Origin of the sequence: Nostoc sp. (assembly GCF_036917455.1) — a bacterium.
Classification (GTDB): Bacteria; Cyanobacteriota; Cyanobacteriia; order Cyanobacteriales; family Nostocaceae; genus Nostoc.
This window is the reverse complement of the sequence record NZ_JBALDK010000097.1, coordinates 1-16,337: the sequence shown is the minus strand read 5'-3', so window position 1 is coordinate 16,337 and position 16,337 is coordinate 1. Positions and strand designations below refer to the sequence as shown.

At 43.1% G+C, this 16,337-nt stretch carries 20 protein-coding genes; 13 read left to right on the top strand and 7 right to left on the bottom strand.

The window, feature by feature from the left end; translation table 11 throughout:
• A partial coding sequence (locus V7K42_RS11175; RefSeq protein ID WP_334916133.1) for an aminotransferase class V-fold PLP-dependent enzyme occupies window positions 1–718 on the top strand: 718 nt, incomplete at its 5' end.
• 58 nt (window positions 719–776) lie between these two features.
• Here V7K42_RS11175 and V7K42_RS11170 read toward each other — a convergent pair.
• Together V7K42_RS11170 and V7K42_RS11165 are read right to left on the bottom strand one after the other, a co-directional pair.
• The gene (locus V7K42_RS11170) at window positions 777–2,042 is read right to left on the bottom strand and encodes a molybdopterin molybdotransferase MoeA (protein WP_334916131.1); all 1,266 of its coding nucleotides are present in this window, start codon (window positions 2,040–2,042) and stop codon (window positions 777–779) included.
• A 49-nt stretch (window positions 2,043–2,091) separates the two neighbouring features.
• Window positions 2,092–2,718: a PEP-CTERM sorting domain-containing protein gene (locus V7K42_RS11165; protein WP_334916129.1), complete on the bottom strand. Its 627-nt coding sequence runs from the start codon at window positions 2,716–2,718 to the stop codon at window positions 2,092–2,094.
• Window positions 2,719–3,282: 564 nt separating this feature from the next.
• Here V7K42_RS11165 and V7K42_RS11160 point away from each other — a divergent pair.
• The 5 genes from V7K42_RS11160 to V7K42_RS11140 all read left to right on the top strand — a co-directional run bounded on the left by V7K42_RS11160 (window position 3,283) and on the right by V7K42_RS11140 (window position 6,891).
• Window positions 3,283–3,840 carry an RDD family protein gene (locus V7K42_RS11160; RefSeq protein WP_334916127.1) on the top strand — a complete coding sequence of 186 codons (558 nt, stop codon included), beginning with the start codon at window positions 3,283–3,285 and terminating at the stop codon, window positions 3,838–3,840.
• A 43-nt stretch (window positions 3,841–3,883) separates the two neighbouring features.
• Complete coding sequence (gene rpmG / locus V7K42_RS11155; RefSeq protein WP_094333178.1) at window positions 3,884–4,078, top strand: 50S ribosomal protein L33; 195 nt, start codon at window positions 3,884–3,886, stop codon at window positions 4,076–4,078.
• 2 nt (window positions 4,079–4,080) lie between these two features.
• Window positions 4,081–4,296, top strand: coding sequence for a 30S ribosomal protein S18 (rpsR, locus tag V7K42_RS11150; protein WP_012411240.1), 216 nt, complete (start codon window positions 4,081–4,083; stop codon window positions 4,294–4,296).
• Between the two features lie 126 nt (window positions 4,297–4,422).
• A complete protein-coding gene (locus V7K42_RS11145; RefSeq protein WP_334916125.1) occupies window positions 4,423–6,483 on the top strand; it encodes a ribonuclease catalytic domain-containing protein in 2,061 nt (686 codons plus the stop codon).
• A gap of 123 nt (window positions 6,484–6,606) precedes the next feature.
• On the top strand, window positions 6,607–6,891 hold the full coding sequence (locus V7K42_RS11140; protein ID WP_334916123.1) for a type II toxin-antitoxin system RelE/ParE family toxin: 285 nt from the start codon (window positions 6,607–6,609) through the stop codon (window positions 6,889–6,891).
• 117 nt (window positions 6,892–7,008) lie between these two features.
• Here the strand turns inward: V7K42_RS11140 and V7K42_RS11135 are convergent, their stop codons facing one another.
• On the bottom strand, window positions 7,009–7,542 hold the full coding sequence (locus V7K42_RS11135; protein ID WP_334916121.1) for a GrpB family protein: 534 nt from the start codon (window positions 7,540–7,542) through the stop codon (window positions 7,009–7,011).
• Between the two features lie 113 nt (window positions 7,543–7,655).
• On the opposite strand from V7K42_RS11135, the gene rpmI reads away from it, so the two are divergent.
• The 4 genes from rpmI (at window position 7,656) to V7K42_RS11115 (ending at window position 9,651) form a co-directional block, all read left to right on the top strand.
• Window positions 7,656–7,853 carry a 50S ribosomal protein L35 gene (gene rpmI, locus V7K42_RS11130; RefSeq protein ID WP_334916119.1) on the top strand — a complete coding sequence of 66 codons (198 nt, stop codon included), beginning with the start codon at window positions 7,656–7,658 and terminating at the stop codon, window positions 7,851–7,853.
• A gap of 19 nt (window positions 7,854–7,872) precedes the next feature.
• On the top strand, window positions 7,873–8,229 hold the full coding sequence (gene rplT, locus V7K42_RS11125) for a 50S ribosomal protein L20 (RefSeq protein ID WP_094333172.1): 357 nt from the start codon (window positions 7,873–7,875) through the stop codon (window positions 8,227–8,229).
• Window positions 8,230–8,241: 12 nt separating this feature from the next.
• Entirely contained in the window at window positions 8,242–9,057 is an 816-nt protein-coding gene (locus V7K42_RS11120; protein WP_334916117.1) for a transporter substrate-binding domain-containing protein, read from the top strand.
• A gap of 69 nt (window positions 9,058–9,126) precedes the next feature.
• Window positions 9,127–9,651: a tetratricopeptide repeat protein gene (locus V7K42_RS11115; protein ID WP_334916115.1), complete on the top strand. Its 525-nt coding sequence runs from the start codon at window positions 9,127–9,129 to the stop codon at window positions 9,649–9,651.
• A gap of 104 nt (window positions 9,652–9,755) precedes the next feature.
• On the opposite strand, the gene V7K42_RS11110 is transcribed toward V7K42_RS11115, so the two are convergent.
• Window positions 9,756–10,562: a hypothetical protein gene (locus tag V7K42_RS11110; protein WP_334916113.1), complete on the bottom strand. Its 807-nt coding sequence runs from the start codon at window positions 10,560–10,562 to the stop codon at window positions 9,756–9,758.
• A 195-nt stretch (window positions 10,563–10,757) separates the two neighbouring features.
• Between V7K42_RS11110 and V7K42_RS11105 the strand changes: the two genes are divergently transcribed.
• Window positions 10,758–12,740 (top strand): primary-amine oxidase, encoded by a 1,983-nt coding sequence (locus V7K42_RS11105; RefSeq protein ID WP_334916111.1) that lies wholly within the window; start codon window positions 10,758–10,760, stop codon window positions 12,738–12,740.
• A gap of 119 nt (window positions 12,741–12,859) precedes the next feature.
• Complete coding sequence (locus V7K42_RS11100) at window positions 12,860–13,429, top strand: peptidylprolyl isomerase (protein ID WP_334916109.1); 570 nt, start codon at window positions 12,860–12,862, stop codon at window positions 13,427–13,429.
• 131 nt (window positions 13,430–13,560) lie between these two features.
• Here the strand turns inward: V7K42_RS11100 and V7K42_RS11095 are convergent, their stop codons facing one another.
• Window positions 13,561–13,704 carry a GNAT family N-acetyltransferase gene (locus V7K42_RS11095; protein ID WP_334916107.1) on the bottom strand — a complete coding sequence of 48 codons (144 nt, stop codon included), beginning with the start codon at window positions 13,702–13,704 and terminating at the stop codon, window positions 13,561–13,563.
• Between the two features lie 264 nt (window positions 13,705–13,968).
• Here V7K42_RS11095 and bchB point away from each other — a divergent pair, with 264 nt between their 5' ends.
• Window positions 13,969–15,495 carry a ferredoxin:protochlorophyllide reductase (ATP-dependent) subunit B gene (gene bchB, locus V7K42_RS11090; protein ID WP_334916105.1) on the top strand — a complete coding sequence of 509 codons (1,527 nt, stop codon included), beginning with the start codon at window positions 13,969–13,971 and terminating at the stop codon, window positions 15,493–15,495.
• A gap of 62 nt (window positions 15,496–15,557) precedes the next feature.
• Here the strand turns inward: bchB and V7K42_RS11085 are convergent, their stop codons facing one another.
• Window positions 15,558–15,746 carry a type II toxin-antitoxin system VapC family toxin gene (locus tag V7K42_RS11085; RefSeq protein WP_334916103.1) on the bottom strand — a complete coding sequence of 63 codons (189 nt, stop codon included), beginning with the start codon at window positions 15,744–15,746 and terminating at the stop codon, window positions 15,558–15,560.
• Between the two features lie 37 nt (window positions 15,747–15,783).
• The gene (locus tag V7K42_RS11080) at window positions 15,784–16,017 is read right to left on the bottom strand and encodes a hypothetical protein (RefSeq protein WP_334916101.1); all 234 of its coding nucleotides are present in this window, start codon (window positions 16,015–16,017) and stop codon (window positions 15,784–15,786) included.
• Window positions 16,018–16,337 lie beyond the last annotated feature (320 nt).

Genomic DNA, 16,337 nt, shown 5'->3' with positions numbered 1-16,337 from the left:
CATCAACCCGATTAAAGAAATTGCTGCATTTGTACACGATCGCAACGCGATGATTTGTGTAGATGGTGTAGCTTATGCACCACACAGATTAGTTGATGTCCAAGATTTGGGTGTTGATTTTTATACTTTGAGTTGTTACAAAGTTTACGGGCCACATCATGCCTTACTTTATGGCAAAGAAGAACATTTATTAAGATTACCTGGACTTAATCATTATTTTATTCAACAGACAGACATACCTTATAAATTTCAGTTAGGTAATGTTAATTTTGAGTTAAGTTATGGAATGTTAGGTTTATGTGATTATTTAAGTGAGTTAGCACAACTCCATTACGGCGATCAAACTGCACCTGATTTAAGAAATCAGATGGTACAGGCGTTTGATTTAATTAGCATACATGAAGAAAAAATTAGCGATCGCCTCCTAAATTACCTCAACAGCAAGCCTAATGTGCGAGTCATTGGTCAATCAAAAGCTGACCGTCAATGCCGTGTACCGACTATATCTTTTGTAGTAGATGGAATGAATAGCTCAACCATTCCGGCAAAAATTGACCAGCATCACATTGGGATTCGCTACGGAGACTTTTATGCTAAACGGCTCATTGAATATCTAGGGTTAGCGTCGCAAGATGGAATAGTCCGGGTGAGTATGGTGCATTACAACACCCTTGAAGAAGTTAATAACTTGATTGAGGCTTTTGAGCAGATATTTTAACTAATTCGTAATTCGTAATTCGTAATGGGCGGGGCGCAGCCCATTAGGAGTTATTTTGTTACCCGTTACTAAGCTGCAAAACTTGCACCTCTTCTTGTGGGTAAATTAATGTTTTACCCACCGGGAGAACAGCTAAGGCATCGGTTTGAGCTAAATTAATTAAATTGCCGGAACTATTACTACCACCAGCTTTGTGAAATTCGTAAACTCCATCAATTAAATGTAATTTACCCCAAAGGTAAGTTTCACGCTTGCCATCCGATCGCAATTCATCATGCGATCGCACTTTCAAAAACATTGGCTCCCAACCTTCAGTAATTCCCGAAATTTTCTTAATCGCTGGTAGCACAAACCGCCAAAATGTCACCAACACAGCCGCAGGGTTTCCTGGTAAACCAAAGTATAGCGGTGAGTGGGTAGAGATACGATTAGTCGCGTCTCTACTGGGGAAAGTGGCGACAGTGAGGGGTTTCCCTGGCCTCATTTCCACAGAGCGAATGTGGATTTTTGCGCTTAGGGACTGTAAAATTTTGTCAACATAGTCATAATCTCCTACTGAGACACCGCCAGAAGAGAGAACTATATCAGCGATCGCAACAGCCTGAGTAATAACTTTTTCCAGAGTAACTGGATCGTCTTTCACAATCCCTAACAGTAATGGTTCTGCCCCACTCTCCTTTACCAAAGCTGCCAGTGCATACTGATTAGAATCGACAATTTGCCCTGATTGCAACGGTCGATCGATTGGTACTAACTCATCACCAGTGGAAAAAATTGCCACCCGTGGATGTCGGTAAACACTTAATTGCGGACATTGTGCTGCCGCTAATACAGCAATTTCTGAGGCATTTAACTTAATTCCGGCTGGTAATAGTTGTGTTCCTGCTTGGTAAAAAGATGCTTTGTGTCTGACAAATTCTTGCGGTTTTGATGCAGCCAGGATATACACGTGGTTTTCATCCCGGCGTGTCTTCTCTTGCATGACTACAGTATCCGCACCTGCTGGAATCACCGCACCTGTGAAAATCCGCGCGGCTTCCCCTGGTTGAATCGTAGATTTGGGTTGATACCCAGCCGGAATATCTTCAACAATTTCTAAAACGGTAGGTTGTTCGGCGCTAGAGTGCTGCACATCTTCGTAGCGAACTGCGTAACCATCCATTGCCGAATTATCCCAATGGGGAAAATCCAACGGACTGGTGACAGGCACTGCTAAAATCCGGCTATCGGCTGTCAATAAATCTACGACTTCTATATCCCGTTGACGATCCAACGGTTGGACTAAATTTAAAATAATTGCTTGTGCATCGCTGACTGATACCATAGCGATCGCCTCCGACTTTTTCTTTTATCCCTGTAAAGTAACACTGAGTCTACTCTTGGGTAGCTTTGTCTAGATTTTTATAAGCGGTAAATCCCAAACTACACACTGCTAATAAACCGATAATTATGCTTCCTTCGGGGATTTTGGATACCTGAACGGAATTGTTGCTCAAATCTAGTATTTGCTTTGTCGCTGCTGCATCTCTATTGTTAAAACCAAATTCTTTAGCTAGAACCTCATCACTAAAACCTTCATCTATGAGTGCGAGATTATTATTCAGCCATGTGTCGCCAGGAAGTCCATCATCCTTGCCAATATCAAATGGGCCAAAGATTTGCTCTTTAGTGCTATCAAAGTTAAATCTCAAAAAGCCGTAGTTAGATACACCACTAAGTATTGGAGTGAAACTATTTATGAGAGTACTAAATGGATCAAAAAACGAAACTGAGAGAGACTGCAAGCTCTTAGTAGCTCCCAAACCTGCTTCCGAAATGACGCTGGGAGCGGTTGTTGTATCGTAGTTAAATGAACCTTTGGCTGAATAACCAGTGTCTCCCTTCCAGCTAAAGTTGAATTCAGCAGCATCAGCTAGGTTGTGAGTGCTGATAGCGATCGCTAACACTAAAGCAATAGTTGCCACCATCCTAATAGCTCTTTTAGTAAACAGATGTGTCATAGATACAACTTCCAAATAGTTTCTCCTACAATACAATACTTCTCAAAAACAGACTCTTCCCGGATTTCTCACCACATGTCGATTAAGCCTGCGCTTGAGCAGGGGAGCAGAGGAGCAGGGGAGCAGGGGAGGCTGGGGGAGCAGGGGGAGCAGGGGGAGCAGGGGAGCAGAGGAGCAGAGGAGCAGAGGAGAGTTCAAATACCAAGTTCTTTCCCCTCTGCCCCTCCTTCGCCTCAAGCTTGTGAGAAATGCGAGTATTAGTTTTTTCTTCCCTTGCTTCCCCTGCTTCCCCTGCCTCCCCTGCCTCCCCTGCCCCCCCTGCTTCCCCTGCTTCCCCTGCTTCCCCTGCCTCCCCTGCCTCCCCTGCCTCCCCTGCCCCTCTGCCCCTCCTTCCCCTCAAGCTTGTGAGAAATGCGGGTCTTGTGGGTTGGGCAACATCAGGGCGCTGATTATGGAACTTTTATGTGCAACAGAGTTTAAACGCCAAACCCAAGTCATCACCTTAATATAAAAAACAGGAGCGATCGTTATTCCCCAACCCCTAAATAAAAATACTTATTTTGTATGACTATCGAACGACTTCCCCAAAAACACTATCCCAAAGCTGAAATTGGGCGACGAGGTATGGCATTAGGACTTGATTTCCTTGGTGTCTGGTTAGTCAGTTCTCTACTAGGAGGGGGCGATATCGGGATTCAATTTCTGCAAATCCTAGTTTTTGTGATATTTTGGCTGGTTTTGCGAGTGCTAGTGCCATACAACAATCAAGGGCAAAGTTTAGGGCGTTGGGCATTCGATTTAAAGGTGTTGTCAGTCGAAGACGGGGAAGTAGTGGGTAGAATCCCAAATTTGCCTTCATTGGTGAAGCGAGAAGCGATCGTTGGCTTGGGTGCGCTTTTAGTGTCAATTACCTTAAGTAATATTGCAGCCAATCCCACTGCTATACTGCTAGTACTTCCCCTAGCAATTGATTGTGGGACTGCCCTCTCTGATACCCAGATGCGGCAGGCTTTACACGATCGCTATTGTAGAACCTTCATCGTTTCGTCGCGTCGTGGCTACTCGCTTGATATAAAAGTTAAAAGATTAGTTGAAAATATGCGGCGGAATGTGAGAAGATAATCATTTGTGTTAATTCTCTTCAGGCTTCACTGTTTGTAAGATTATGGCTAAGAGTAAAGGTGCCCGCATTATTGTGACACTAGAGTGTACCGAGTGTCGGACAAATTCAGATAAGCGTTCGGCTGGTGTTTCACGTTATACCAGCACCAAGAATCGCCGCAACACCACTAACCGGCTAGAACTGAAAAAGTTCTGCACCCACTGCAACAAACATACTGTTCACAAGGAAATTAAGTAGAGATGAGTTATTTCCGTCGTCGTCTTTCTCCCATCAAGCCAGGAGAGCCAATCGATTATAAAGATGTTGATTTATTACGTAAGTTTGTCACCGAGCGGGGTAAAATATTGCCACGTCGGATTACTGGACTAACGTCTCAGCAACAGCGAGAGTTGACATTAGCAATTAAACGTTCGCGGATTGTGGCTTTGTTGCCATTTATCAATGCGGAAGGCTAAAAAGAGTGATGAGTTATGAGTGATGAGTTAAGAATCAAAACTCCTAACCGGAGGCGGAGCGGCTCCGCTCCTAACTCCTAACTTGAAACTATTTAAACTGTTCACAAAAATTAGAGTGCGAGAGTTGTGGAGAAGGGGACGCTAGTTGAATTTAGGGTTCAAGGCGATCGCCGTCTGGGCATCGTAGAACGTCCAGACGGAAAAACCCGCTGGTTTGTGGTAGACGACCGTGGTCAATCCCACAGCCTCGCGCCTAGACAAATAACTTATACAGTTACCAAAGAGACCTACAAGCCCTCAGAGATTGCCAGCTTTTTAGAGCAAGTCAACCCTTATCTAGACCCATCTAGCTTAGAGATAGCTTGGGAATTACTGGTTGAAGATGGGGAAACAGTCACCCCAGAACTGATGGCGAATCTGCTGTTTTCGGAATCAGCCGCGCCTCATTGTTACGCCGCCCATTGCTTGTTATCAGACGATAAACTCTATTTCAAGCAAAAAGGAGACGCTTATGAGCCGCGAACTGCTGCTCAGGTGGCAGAACGCAAACACCAGATGGAAGTAGAGGCATTAAAAGCTAAAGGACAGCAGGAATTTTTAACTCGTGTAGAACAGGCACTCAAAGGTGAAGCAGTAGAGTGGCAGCGCCACGATCGCCAACGCCTAGAAGGACTAGAAAAATACGCAGCGTTACTTGCTGACACAGTGCGGACGGGAGTTAATTATGACTCCTTAGCTCGCGCTTATCCGCCCAGCGCTCCAGTATTAGAAACAATGACCATGCTGGGACGGCCCACAACGCCCCAAGGGGCCTTTCAACTATTAGTAGATTTGGGTTGCTGGAGTCCTTATGAAAACTTGTTCCTGCGTCGTTCTTCAATTCCGATTCAATTTCCTAATAAGGTATTAGAAGTGGCGCAACAGCGTTTGGATTTCCCGCCGATTGACTCAGATACAAACCGCCTCGATCTGACTCACCTAAAGGTCTACACCATTGATGATGAAACTACCACAGAGATCGACGATGGTCTAAGTTGGGAAGTCATGCCCGATGGACGGGAGCGCCTGTGGGTGCATATCGCCGATCCCACTAGATGGTTAGTGCCGGAAGGTGAATTAGATTTAGAAGCCAGAAAGCGGGGTAGTACAGTTTATTTACCTACGGGGATGATTCCCATGTTCCCAGAGGTATTGGCAACTGGGCCAATGAGTCTAATCCAGGGAAGGGTTTGTTGCGCCCTCAGTTTCGGAATTATTTTAGGCACAACTGGGGGAGTAGAAGATTATAGCATTCATACCAGTTCTATTAAGCCGACTTATCGCCTTACCTACGAAGATGTAGATGAAATGCTGCAATTACGGGTACAGGCAGAACCAGAAATTGCTGCGATCGCAAGTTGGGCACAGAAGCGCAAAGCTTGGCGTTACGCTCAAGGGGCAATTAGCATCACCATGCCCGAAGCAACGATCAAAGTCAAAGGTGACGAGATTAATATTGATATTTTGGACGATTCTCCATCACGGCAAGTAGTCGCAGAAATGATGATTGTTGCCGGTGAAGTTGCGGCTCGTTATGGTAAAGCTCATAACATACCTTTACCCTTTCGCGGTCAGCCCCAACCGGAATTACCCCCAGAAGAAGAATTACTGCTACTTCCAGCCGGATTCGTTCGCGCTTGCGCCATGCGTCGTTGTATGCCCAAGAGTGAAATGAGCATTACGCCTCTACGCCATGCTGGTTTGGGTTTGGATACCTACACTCAAGCAACCTCTCCCATCCGTCGTTACAGTGACTTGCTTACCCACTTCCAACTTAAAGCCCATTTGCGTGGTGAAATTCTGCCGTTTTCCGCAGATAAACTTAAAGAAGTGATGATGACTGTCAGCAGCATCACCCAAGAGGTGACGATGGTAGAACGGCAAACTAATAGATATTATGCTCTAGAGTATTTGCGCCGTCATCCAGAGGAAACTTGGGAGGTAACAGTGTTGATGTGGCTGCGGGAAGACAGCAATTTAGCCCTAATTTTGATCGAAGATTTGGGTTTGCAGTTACCGATGGTTTTCAAACGTTCTGTGAACTTGGGCGAACAGATAGTGGTGAAAGTTAACCACGCCGATCCGCAAAAAGATATGATCCAATTTCAAGAAATAGTTTATCAAGAAGCCCAAACAGCAGCAAATTAACTAATTTGTCATTTGTCATTTGTCATTTGTAATACTAGCCAAAGGCTAGTATTATTAATTACGAATATATTTTAATCTTGCTCTAATTAAAGCTAGCGTAGATGCTTGCAATGTCTACAAGCAGTGGACATAGTATCTACCAGAAAGGAAATTAACCGCTATATTATCTGCTTTAATCCTGGTGCGGCTCTAAGCCTTAATGAAAAAATTAAACAGCAGTGTAAACTTTTGGCTGATTTCCCTAACATGGGGCAAAGTTGCGATAATTTTGCAATCGGTTTGCGAAGTTTCCCCGTAGAAGATTACTTAATATTTTATCGCCCCATTGATGCTGATGTGGAAGTTGCACGTGTTGTTAGTGGGTATCGGGATTTAGAGACAGTTTTTTTAAGTGAGGATATCCCTTAAAATTGCATTTGATGTAAGCAATCGCTTTCTCTGACGAATATATCAAGAATTTATAACAAAGTAATTATTTTCGACTGAACTGTTTGCCAGAATTCTATCCGTAGTGATTAAACCCACTCACTCTTTTTTCTCAATCTCCTCACACCGTGCTTTTGCCATCACAGCTTGGATATAATCATTTTTACCATTGGTATAAGCCTCACGATCGCTCCGAAAAATTGCCGCCAAATTGCGTTTTAAAGCCTCATATCGTCTCGCCTCTTCAGGATGCCTTCTCAGATAGTCGCAAAATAGCTGGCGTTCCCAAAATTCGCTGTCAATCTCGACTATATGAACATGATGAGTCCGTTGCTTTCCGTATGGTGGCATTCCTTTCACAAAAAACATCCGTCCAGGACGCGGGTCTTCATACCAATAAACGTATCCCAAAGATTCTAATATCGGAACAGCAGATTTCGCATCTACTAAGGAATGTACTCCTAGCATGATGTCAATAATTGGTTTTGATGCCATTCCTGGTACTGCCGTACTACCAATATGTTCAATTTCCACAACTAAGTCATTGTCTAGTGCTTGCCAAATACGCTCGGCTTCTTGTGCAAACAAAGTCTGCCACCGGGGGTCATATTCAACTATATTTACTTCATCCATTTATGAAATTAATTTTGTCTAAGGCAGGCGTGGCTGGTTAAATCCTTTACTTAATTTCCATTCCAGCAATTTTATTAGTATAATAATGGATCGTGTCGAATTAAAGCTATACCATGCCTAAACTCAAGACTCGTAAAGCCGCAGCGAAGCGATTCCGTGCCACAGGCACCGGTAAAATCGTCCGTCGGAAAGCTGGCAAAAGCCACCTTTTAGAACACAAAACTTCCGACAAAAAGCGTAGCATGTCCAAAACCACCCTTGTACATGAACGCGATGAACTCAACGTGCGCTTAATGCTCCCATATTTGTAAGTCCTTCAGGAAATAAGTTATGACACGGGTAAAACGCGGTAATGTAGCTCGGAAGCGCCGCAGTAAAATTCTCAAACTAGCTAAAGGTTTTCGCGGTTCTCACTCAACTCTGTTTAGAACTGCCAACCAACAAGTAATGAAGGCGCTACGGAGTGCCTACCGCGATCGCAAAAAGAAAAAGCGCGATTTTCGTCGCCTCTGGATCACTCGCATCAATGCTGCTTCAAGACAACACGGCTTGAGCTACAGCCAGTTGATCGGTAACTTGAAAAAAGCTGACATCCAACTAAATCGCAAGATGTTGGCACAATTAGCAGTCCTCGATCCAGCTAGTTTTGGCAAAGTCGCTGAACTAGCAGTTCAAGCTAAAGGATAAAGGTGGCCACGGATGCATAACAGATGTAACAGATGGCAAGTAATTACTCGGTTACATCTGGTATTATCCGCCATTATTTTTTGGATATGTTGCTTTTCCATAGTGGGGACAGGATTCACTGCATCTGCCGCCGAAATGTCAGAAATTCAGCAACGCGGCTATCTCACTGTTGCTGTCAAAGATAACTTGCGTCCCTTAGGATTTAAAGATGCCAGTGGCAATTTGCAAGGCTTTGAAATTGACTTGGCACAGCGATTAGCACTTGACTTGGTTGGGAAAGCAGATGCTGTCAAATTGAAACCTGTAGCGAATCGCGATCGCCTGTCTGTAGTCTTAGACAAGAAAGTTGATTTTGCGATCGCTAGGGTGACAGCAACCGAGTCGCGCAGCCGGATAGTTAGTTTCAGTGTTCCCTACTATTTGGATGGCACTGTATTAGTTACAAAAGATGCCTCTGTGCAGCAGTTAAGTGATTTGACAAAACAAAAAATTGCCGTCCTCAACAACTCCAGCACTATTGCTAAAGTGCGGTTTTATCTGCCAAACGCCGAGTTGGTAGGAGTAAATTCTTATCACGAAGCGCGAGAGCAAATAGAAAGTAATGCCGCTATAGCCTTTGCCGCAGATGCTACCGTTCTAAGCGGTTGGGTGCAACAATATCCTCAATATCGGCTACTGCCAACTAAGCTCTCAACTGAACCCTTGTCTGTAGTTACGCCCAAAGGGTTGCAGTCCGATGAATTAAGACGCAATGTTAATCTAGCGATCGCTCGTTACTTAGAACAAGGTTGGCTCCAGCAACGCTCTCAATATTGGGGTTTACCGTAAATTGGTCATTGGTCATTGATGAATAACAAATGACAAATAACAAACTTTATAATATTTGTATTTGCAGCAATGGATAACAGTCTAGCCGTTGTTTATCTCTCAGTTTTGGTGGTTATACTCACAATTGCGGCCGTGGGTGTTCTTCGCCAGATTTTCAAAACTCGCAAAATTGAAGGCTCCTTTGCGAAATTGCGAAAGAAGTTAGAGAAAGAAAAGGGTACAACTCAAGAATATTATGAGTTAGCCAGTATTTATTCAGAAAAAAAATTGTATTCCCAAGCGATCGCGCTGTTTCAAAAAGCTCTGAAAGCTGCCGAAGAAGAGGAAGAAGAAAATATTGCCCCTATTTATAACGGTCTGGGTTATATTTATTTTACCCAAGAGCAATATGACCTCGCAATTCGTCAGTATAAAGAAGCCCTGAAATCTAAGCCAGACTACGTAACAGGGTTGAATAATATTGGACACGCTTATGAGAAGAAAAAATTAACTACTCAGGCGTTACAAAGCTACGAAGAAGCACTAAAGCTCGATCCAAATAACCCTATTGCGAAACGCCGTGCTGAATCTTTACGCCGTTTGGTTTCTGCGTAATTGCTAAGGTATCAAATAATTTTGGATTTTGGATTTTAGATTGAGCAACGCAAGATCAATGCGCTTGCTCTTTTTGATTTTAGATTGACGATAGCACAGCCTATTTATTTTCCGAATCTAAAGTAATCGACCCTAACTAAATCAGGTACAGAAATGATTTCCTGCCTACGCCCATCTGCGTCATAACCAAGAACTAAACCGAATCCTGGATTTTGAACTTGGTAGCGATCGCCACGCTTCAGAGAGTATTCTCCTAATAAATATCTAGAGTCAATGGCAGGATCAAACGCATCATAATCAAGCATAAGCTGACGTGCAAAATCCCAAATATTGCCAATCTCTTCGGCTGTTATTTGGCGACGACGTGACCAAAAGTATGCTGTTTGTTGGGCTTCGGAGTCCTCGTCTTCTTCGACATCATCATCTAGGTATGGTGACAATAAATATAGTTGGGACTGAATCCCATATTCATTAGAACGATCAGTTAACTCACCATCTGCCCCCCTGAAGTATTCAACTAATTCTCCACCCTCAAACAAGTCATAGCCGATTTCGGCTGCACTGTCGCTTACAAGCAGCGTGATAACTGCTTGTCCTAACTGTTTTGAAAGTTGAGCTAACTCGCTTGATTCCAAAATTGATGGATAAGACAGATCGCCAGACATCATAATTGACCAAGAGTGTTCAACTAGTTGACACGCGAACACAAAAGCGCCTGACACTTCGATTTCTGCTCCCATCACATTACGCTGGGATTCGAGCGCTTTTTCAGCAAGGGCATCAGATAGTTGATTTAATGGTACTTTCACAAGTACAACTTCAGCATTCCGATCAATCGACTCAATACCTCGCCTTTGTGACCAAGGGCGTGTAAAACGCTCTGCCACCTCACGCATGAATTGCTCGTCCATACTGCTGTCTTTCTGTGATGTTGCTCTAGTTAACCTCTTTTGATAAATTATGGGCTAGATCAACTGGATCGAGAAATATATTGGGTTTCGCAATTGGGGACACTATTGACAAATTAATTTAGCTTCTTAATTTATCGGGTTTCAAGCTTCGGTTGAGAAATAGATAATTATAAGTCTTTTGTAAAAATGTAAAAGATGATTAAGCGGCTAAAGCGTTTTTTGTGGCTAGCGATTCCCATCATTGTCATGATTTCTATCTTACTGGGACTAATGGAAATATTGACGGCTCAACAGCCTTCGATTTCCCATCCTCTCACTTCGCTAACAGAGGTAGAAATTAGCACAGCTGTTTCGACGATCAAAAGAGAAAAATCTTTGAGCGAAATGGCAGTTTTTCCACTTATTGCTTTACAAGAACCAGATAAAGAAGAAGTTCTGAAATTTAAACCTGGTAAAACTTTCGGACGAAAAGCTTTTTTGGTAATCTATGAGCGATCGCAAAACAAAACATACCAGGGAATTGTCGATCTCACAAGCAAAACCTTAAATTCCTGGAAAGAAATACCCTCTATTCAGCCTGCGATCGTCAATCCAGAATATGAACTGGCTACTCAGGTAGTTAAAGCCGATCCTCGATGGCAAAAAGCGATGCTAAGGCGGGGAATTACTGATTTCGATCGAGTCAAAATCAGTTCATGGGCCCCAGGAATCCTGAGTAAACAGGAAGAAACGGCAGGTAATCGTCTTGGCCGCAGCTTATCTTACTACCAGGGACAAAACTGGAACTATTACGGTAGTCCTATTGAAGGAGTGGTGGCAACTGTCAATTTGAATACAGGTAAAATTGTCAGTTTCATTGATAAGGGAAATGTACCTTTCTCTAAAGAAAACTGGAACTATGATGTAAAGTCTTTGGGCAAATTACTTTCAGCGCCTAAAGCCTTAAAGATTATCCAACCTAATGGTAAAAGTTTTCAAATCAAAGACAATCAAATTAGCTGGCAAGGTTGGAAGTTTCGGTATTTAATGCATCCCCGTAGTGGATTGGCATTGTACCAAGTGACATACGATGACGGGAAAAATGTCAGACCAGTTTTATACCGCGCTAGCCTATCAGAGATGGTAGTCCCTTACGGCGATCCAAATCCCACTTGGTCGTTTAGGAATGCATTTGATGTTGGGGAATATAATCTTGGTTTGCTAGCAAATACGATGGAGTTAGGTAAGGAAATTCCTGAAAACGGTTTGTTGCTGGATGCTGTATTTGCTAATGAGCAGGGAGAACCTTATAAGATACCAGGTGTTGTTGGTATTTATGAACGCGATCGCGGAATGCTATGGAAACACTACGATTACAATACTCAGCGGAATGATGTCCGTCGCAGTCGAGAATTAGTCATGTCGATGACTGCGGCCGTTGACAATTATGATTACAGCCTTAATTGGATTTTTCACCAGGATGGGACTTTGGAAGTCCAAAATGAACTAACAGGTATCGTACTAGCGCAAGGAACGGCTGCTCAAAAGCAATCTGAGGATAATTCTTATGGTCGGCTAATCGCTAAAAATATCTTTGGAGTAAATCACCAGCACTTTTTCAACTATCGCCTGGATTTTGATGTCGATGGTCAAGCTAACTCTGTGATGGAAATGAACGTCAAAGCTTTGCCGATGGATGAGAAAAATCCATTAGGAAATGCGATCGCAGTTGCAGAAACCCCACTCACAAAAGAAACGGCTGCTGTGCGCGATTTGGATCTGAAAAGCAGTCGGGAATGGATGATTGTGAGTGCAGATCAGAAAAATCCGCTAGGGGCTGCACCTGGATATATGCTGATGCCTGGTGGAAATTCTAGCTTTTTCCCAGTAGAAGGCTCGAAAATCCGTCAACGGGCAGAATTTGCGACTCATCACGTCTGGGTAACAAAATATAAACCTGCTGAACTCTATGCTGGGGGCGATTATCCAAACCAAACTCAACCAGGGCAAGGTTTACCAAAATATATTGCCGACGATGAATCCCTGATGGGTGAAGATATCGTGCTGTGGTACACAATGGGCGTAACTCATATTCCGCGATCGGAAGATTGGCCTGTGATGCCCGTTCACCGAGTTGGCTTTAAGCTAGTCCCTAGAGGATTCTTTAGCCGGAATCCAGCGATAAATTTACCTGAGTAAAATATTTGTTGGCACAAGTTTTCTTCCTTCAGATTTTTTGTCATGTCTAAAGGGAGCAACTTGAATGCTGATAAACTTATATAGGTCAAATACAGGCACTTGTTAAAATAGGATATCTAATGAACTTTCCAGAAATTAATATTCCCGGTAATGGCAAGCTGCACGCTCGTTTAATTACTTCCTTGGGTGAAATTGTAGTTCGTTTGGAAGAAGAACGAACTCCCAACACCGTCAAAAATTTTGTTGGTCTAGCAACCGGAACAATCGACTGGAAAGACCCGAAAACTGGTGAATCTGGCAAGGGAACTCCAGCTTACGATGGAGTTCGCTTTCACCGGGTCATTCCTGATTTTATGATTCAGTGTGGCGATCCCCTGAGTCGTTATCAGGATATGGGGAACCGCTGGGGTACTGGTGGCCCCGGATATCAATTTGAGGATGAGTTTCATCCTGAATTGAGACACACTGGCGCAGGTATCCTGTCGATGGCTAATGCTGGACGCGGTACAAATGGTTCGCAATGGTTCATTACAGAAGCACCAACACCTCACCTTGACAAGAAACACAGCGTTTTTGGTGAAGTTGTCGAAGGTCTAGATATAGTTAGCAAGATTGCTAACGTGCCTACGACTAGAGATCGTCCAAATCAAGAGGTCGTGTTACAAAAAGTAGAAATTTTTCGGCAGTAATTAAAGCCATTTCCCTAAAATTTATATGTCTGATGATTTTAGGGAAATGGTAGTTTTAAGATTTCAAAATGTAAAGGGAATCATCCGATCGCCATTCTGAATGAGCCAGAGTATAATACACTACATCTAAGTTATAAAACTGAGCATTTATTCTCGTATTTCATGCCGCATTTCTCCATCATCCGACGCAAAGCTGTATGTTTCGGTAGAGTGATAGCAACGATCCGATTTAGCTTGACTCCTTCAAACCCATACCTGAAAACACACCACCCCAAATTGAAAGCAAATTTGCCGAAAAATTAAGATTTATTTTAAAAAAGCAACAGTAATCTTGTTAAATTCAGAAGCTAGATTCTAATCAGGAACAAGGTTTGAGCGATGCCTACGTCTACATGCCGCAGTTAAAACCCTTACAACTCTTCACTTCATCAGGGATACAAGTTTTGAGACAATCAGAAACGATTTAATAATAATCAAGCACTTATAGTCCACTTTTATCGGACTCCGTGTTATTTCTGTTGAAAAGGGAGAACACAAACATGAAATTGGCTTACTGGATGTATGCAGGCCCAGCCCACATCGGCACTCTGCGAATCGCTAGTTCTTTTAAAAATGTCCATGCGATCATGCACGCCCCCATTGGCGATGACTACTTTAACGTCATGCGCTCCATGCTATCGCGGGAGAGGGATTTCACTCCAGTGACAACCAGTGTTGTTGACCGCAACGTTTTGGCGCGTGGTTCCCAAGAGAAGGTGGTTGATAACATCGTCCGCAAAGATGCTGAGGAACACCCCGATCTGATTGTGTTAACTCCCACTTGCACCTCCAGCATTTTGCAAGAAGACCTGCACAACTTTGTGGAACGGGCGCAACTGGAAGCCAAAGGAGACGTAATGCTGGCGGATGTGAACCACTACCGCTATAACGAACTCCAAGCCGCCGATCGCACTTTGGATCAAATTGTCCAATATTACATTGAAAAAGCGCGGAAGCGGGGCGAATTGGCAGAGGGCAAAACTGCAAAACCCTCGGTTAACATTATCGGTACTACCACCCTTGGTTTCCACAATAATCACGATTGCACCGAACTGAAACGGCTGATGGCTGACTTGGGAATTGAGGTAAATACCTTAATTCCTGAAGGTGCTTCGGTGAATGACTTGAAAAAGATGTCCAAAGCTTGGTTTAACCTCGTACCTTACCGGGAACTCGGTTTAACCACCGCTCGTTACCTAGAAGAACAATTTGGCACACCTTATATAGACATTACTCCGATGGGTGTAGTGGAAACTGCCCGTTGTATTCGCAAGATTCAACAGGTAATTAACGCTCAAGGTGCAGAAGTTGACTACGAAAACTTCATTAATGAGCAAACCTTGCATGTATCTCAGGCTGCTTGGTTTTCCCGTTCCATTGACTGTCAAAACTTGACTGGCAAAAAAGCCGTCGTATTCGGTGACAACACCCACGCCGCCGCCATTACCAAGATTTTGGCGCGAGAAATGGGGATTCATGTTGTTTGGGCTGGAACCTACTGCAAATATGATGCAGATTGGTTCCGCGAACAGGTTAGCGAGTATTGCGATGAAGTGCTAATTTCCGAAGATCATGGTGCAATTGGGGATGCGATCGCTCGTGTTGAACCCTCTGCCATTTTTGGAACCCAAATGGAACGCCACGTTGGTAAGCGTTTAGATATTCCTTGTGGCGTAATTGCTGCACCAATCCATGTCCAAAACTTCCCCATTGGTTACAAACCATTTATGGGTTACGAAGGCACAAATCAGATTACAGATTTGATCTACAATTCCTTCACTTTAGGAATGGAAGATCACCTGTTAGAAATCTTCGGTGGTCATGATACCAAAGAAGTTATTACTAGGGGAATTTCTGCTGATTCTGATTTGAATTGGACAAAAGATGGTCAAGCAGAACTGAATAAGATTCCGGGATTTGTGCGCGGTAAAGTGAAGCGTAATACCGAAAAATTTGCCCGCGATCGCGGTTTCAAAGAAATCAACGCTGAAGTATTGTACGCCGCGAAGGAAGCTGTTGGGGCTTAGTTTAGCAGGCTAGCGATTCTTAATAAGAAAGGGCATATCTTATAAATGCCTTTTCTTATTACTTATTCTGACTTCAGCAGACGAATAAAGCCAGCTTGTTCAAAGTGGCGATCTGTAGTTAATGCCTCTTGAATGCCAAGCTGTTGCATGACTATAAAAGAAGTGCTATTCACCAAAGACCAAGCTTTATCTTCTCTAGTTTTGAGTAGTTCCCAAGCAGCTGAATCTATTACTGGTTCAATATAAATCAAGTTGATATAGGGAGCAGTTCTGACAGCTTCTACGTATTTAAATAACTGCGGACGAGGTACGTGTAAAGTTTTCTCCTACATCAGAATTATCAAATTTTAATGTACCGAGTAAAGGTAAAATTGGATCGAAGTCAGAGATATTTTCCTGTTTAGCTGATTGAGATAACGATTGCAGAATTAAATCTTCTAAAGATAGATTCAGCTTTTGCGCCTGAGCAGTTAATTTACTTTCTAAGTCATCTGACAACTGTATTGTTAATGTTTTAGCCATTTGATTTACCAGTTATGGATGTTCAATAATCCCATTATATGCATGTATAGCAAGTAGAAGAAAGTCTTTGTCTAGCTTGGAAATAATCGCAACTATTTGTAAAATGTGAATTAGAAGGTTTGCAGCACCAAGAAATTTGCCTGCGATCGCGGTTTCAAAGAAATCAACGCTGAAGTATTGTACGCCGCAAAGGAAGCTGTCGGGGCTTAGTTTCGGAGGTTAGTTAATAAAAATGAGTAGTGAGGGATAATGTTGACTCTTTACTACTCATTTTTATTGTTAGTAACTTTTAATTAGATAATTTATCAAATAAGTTATAT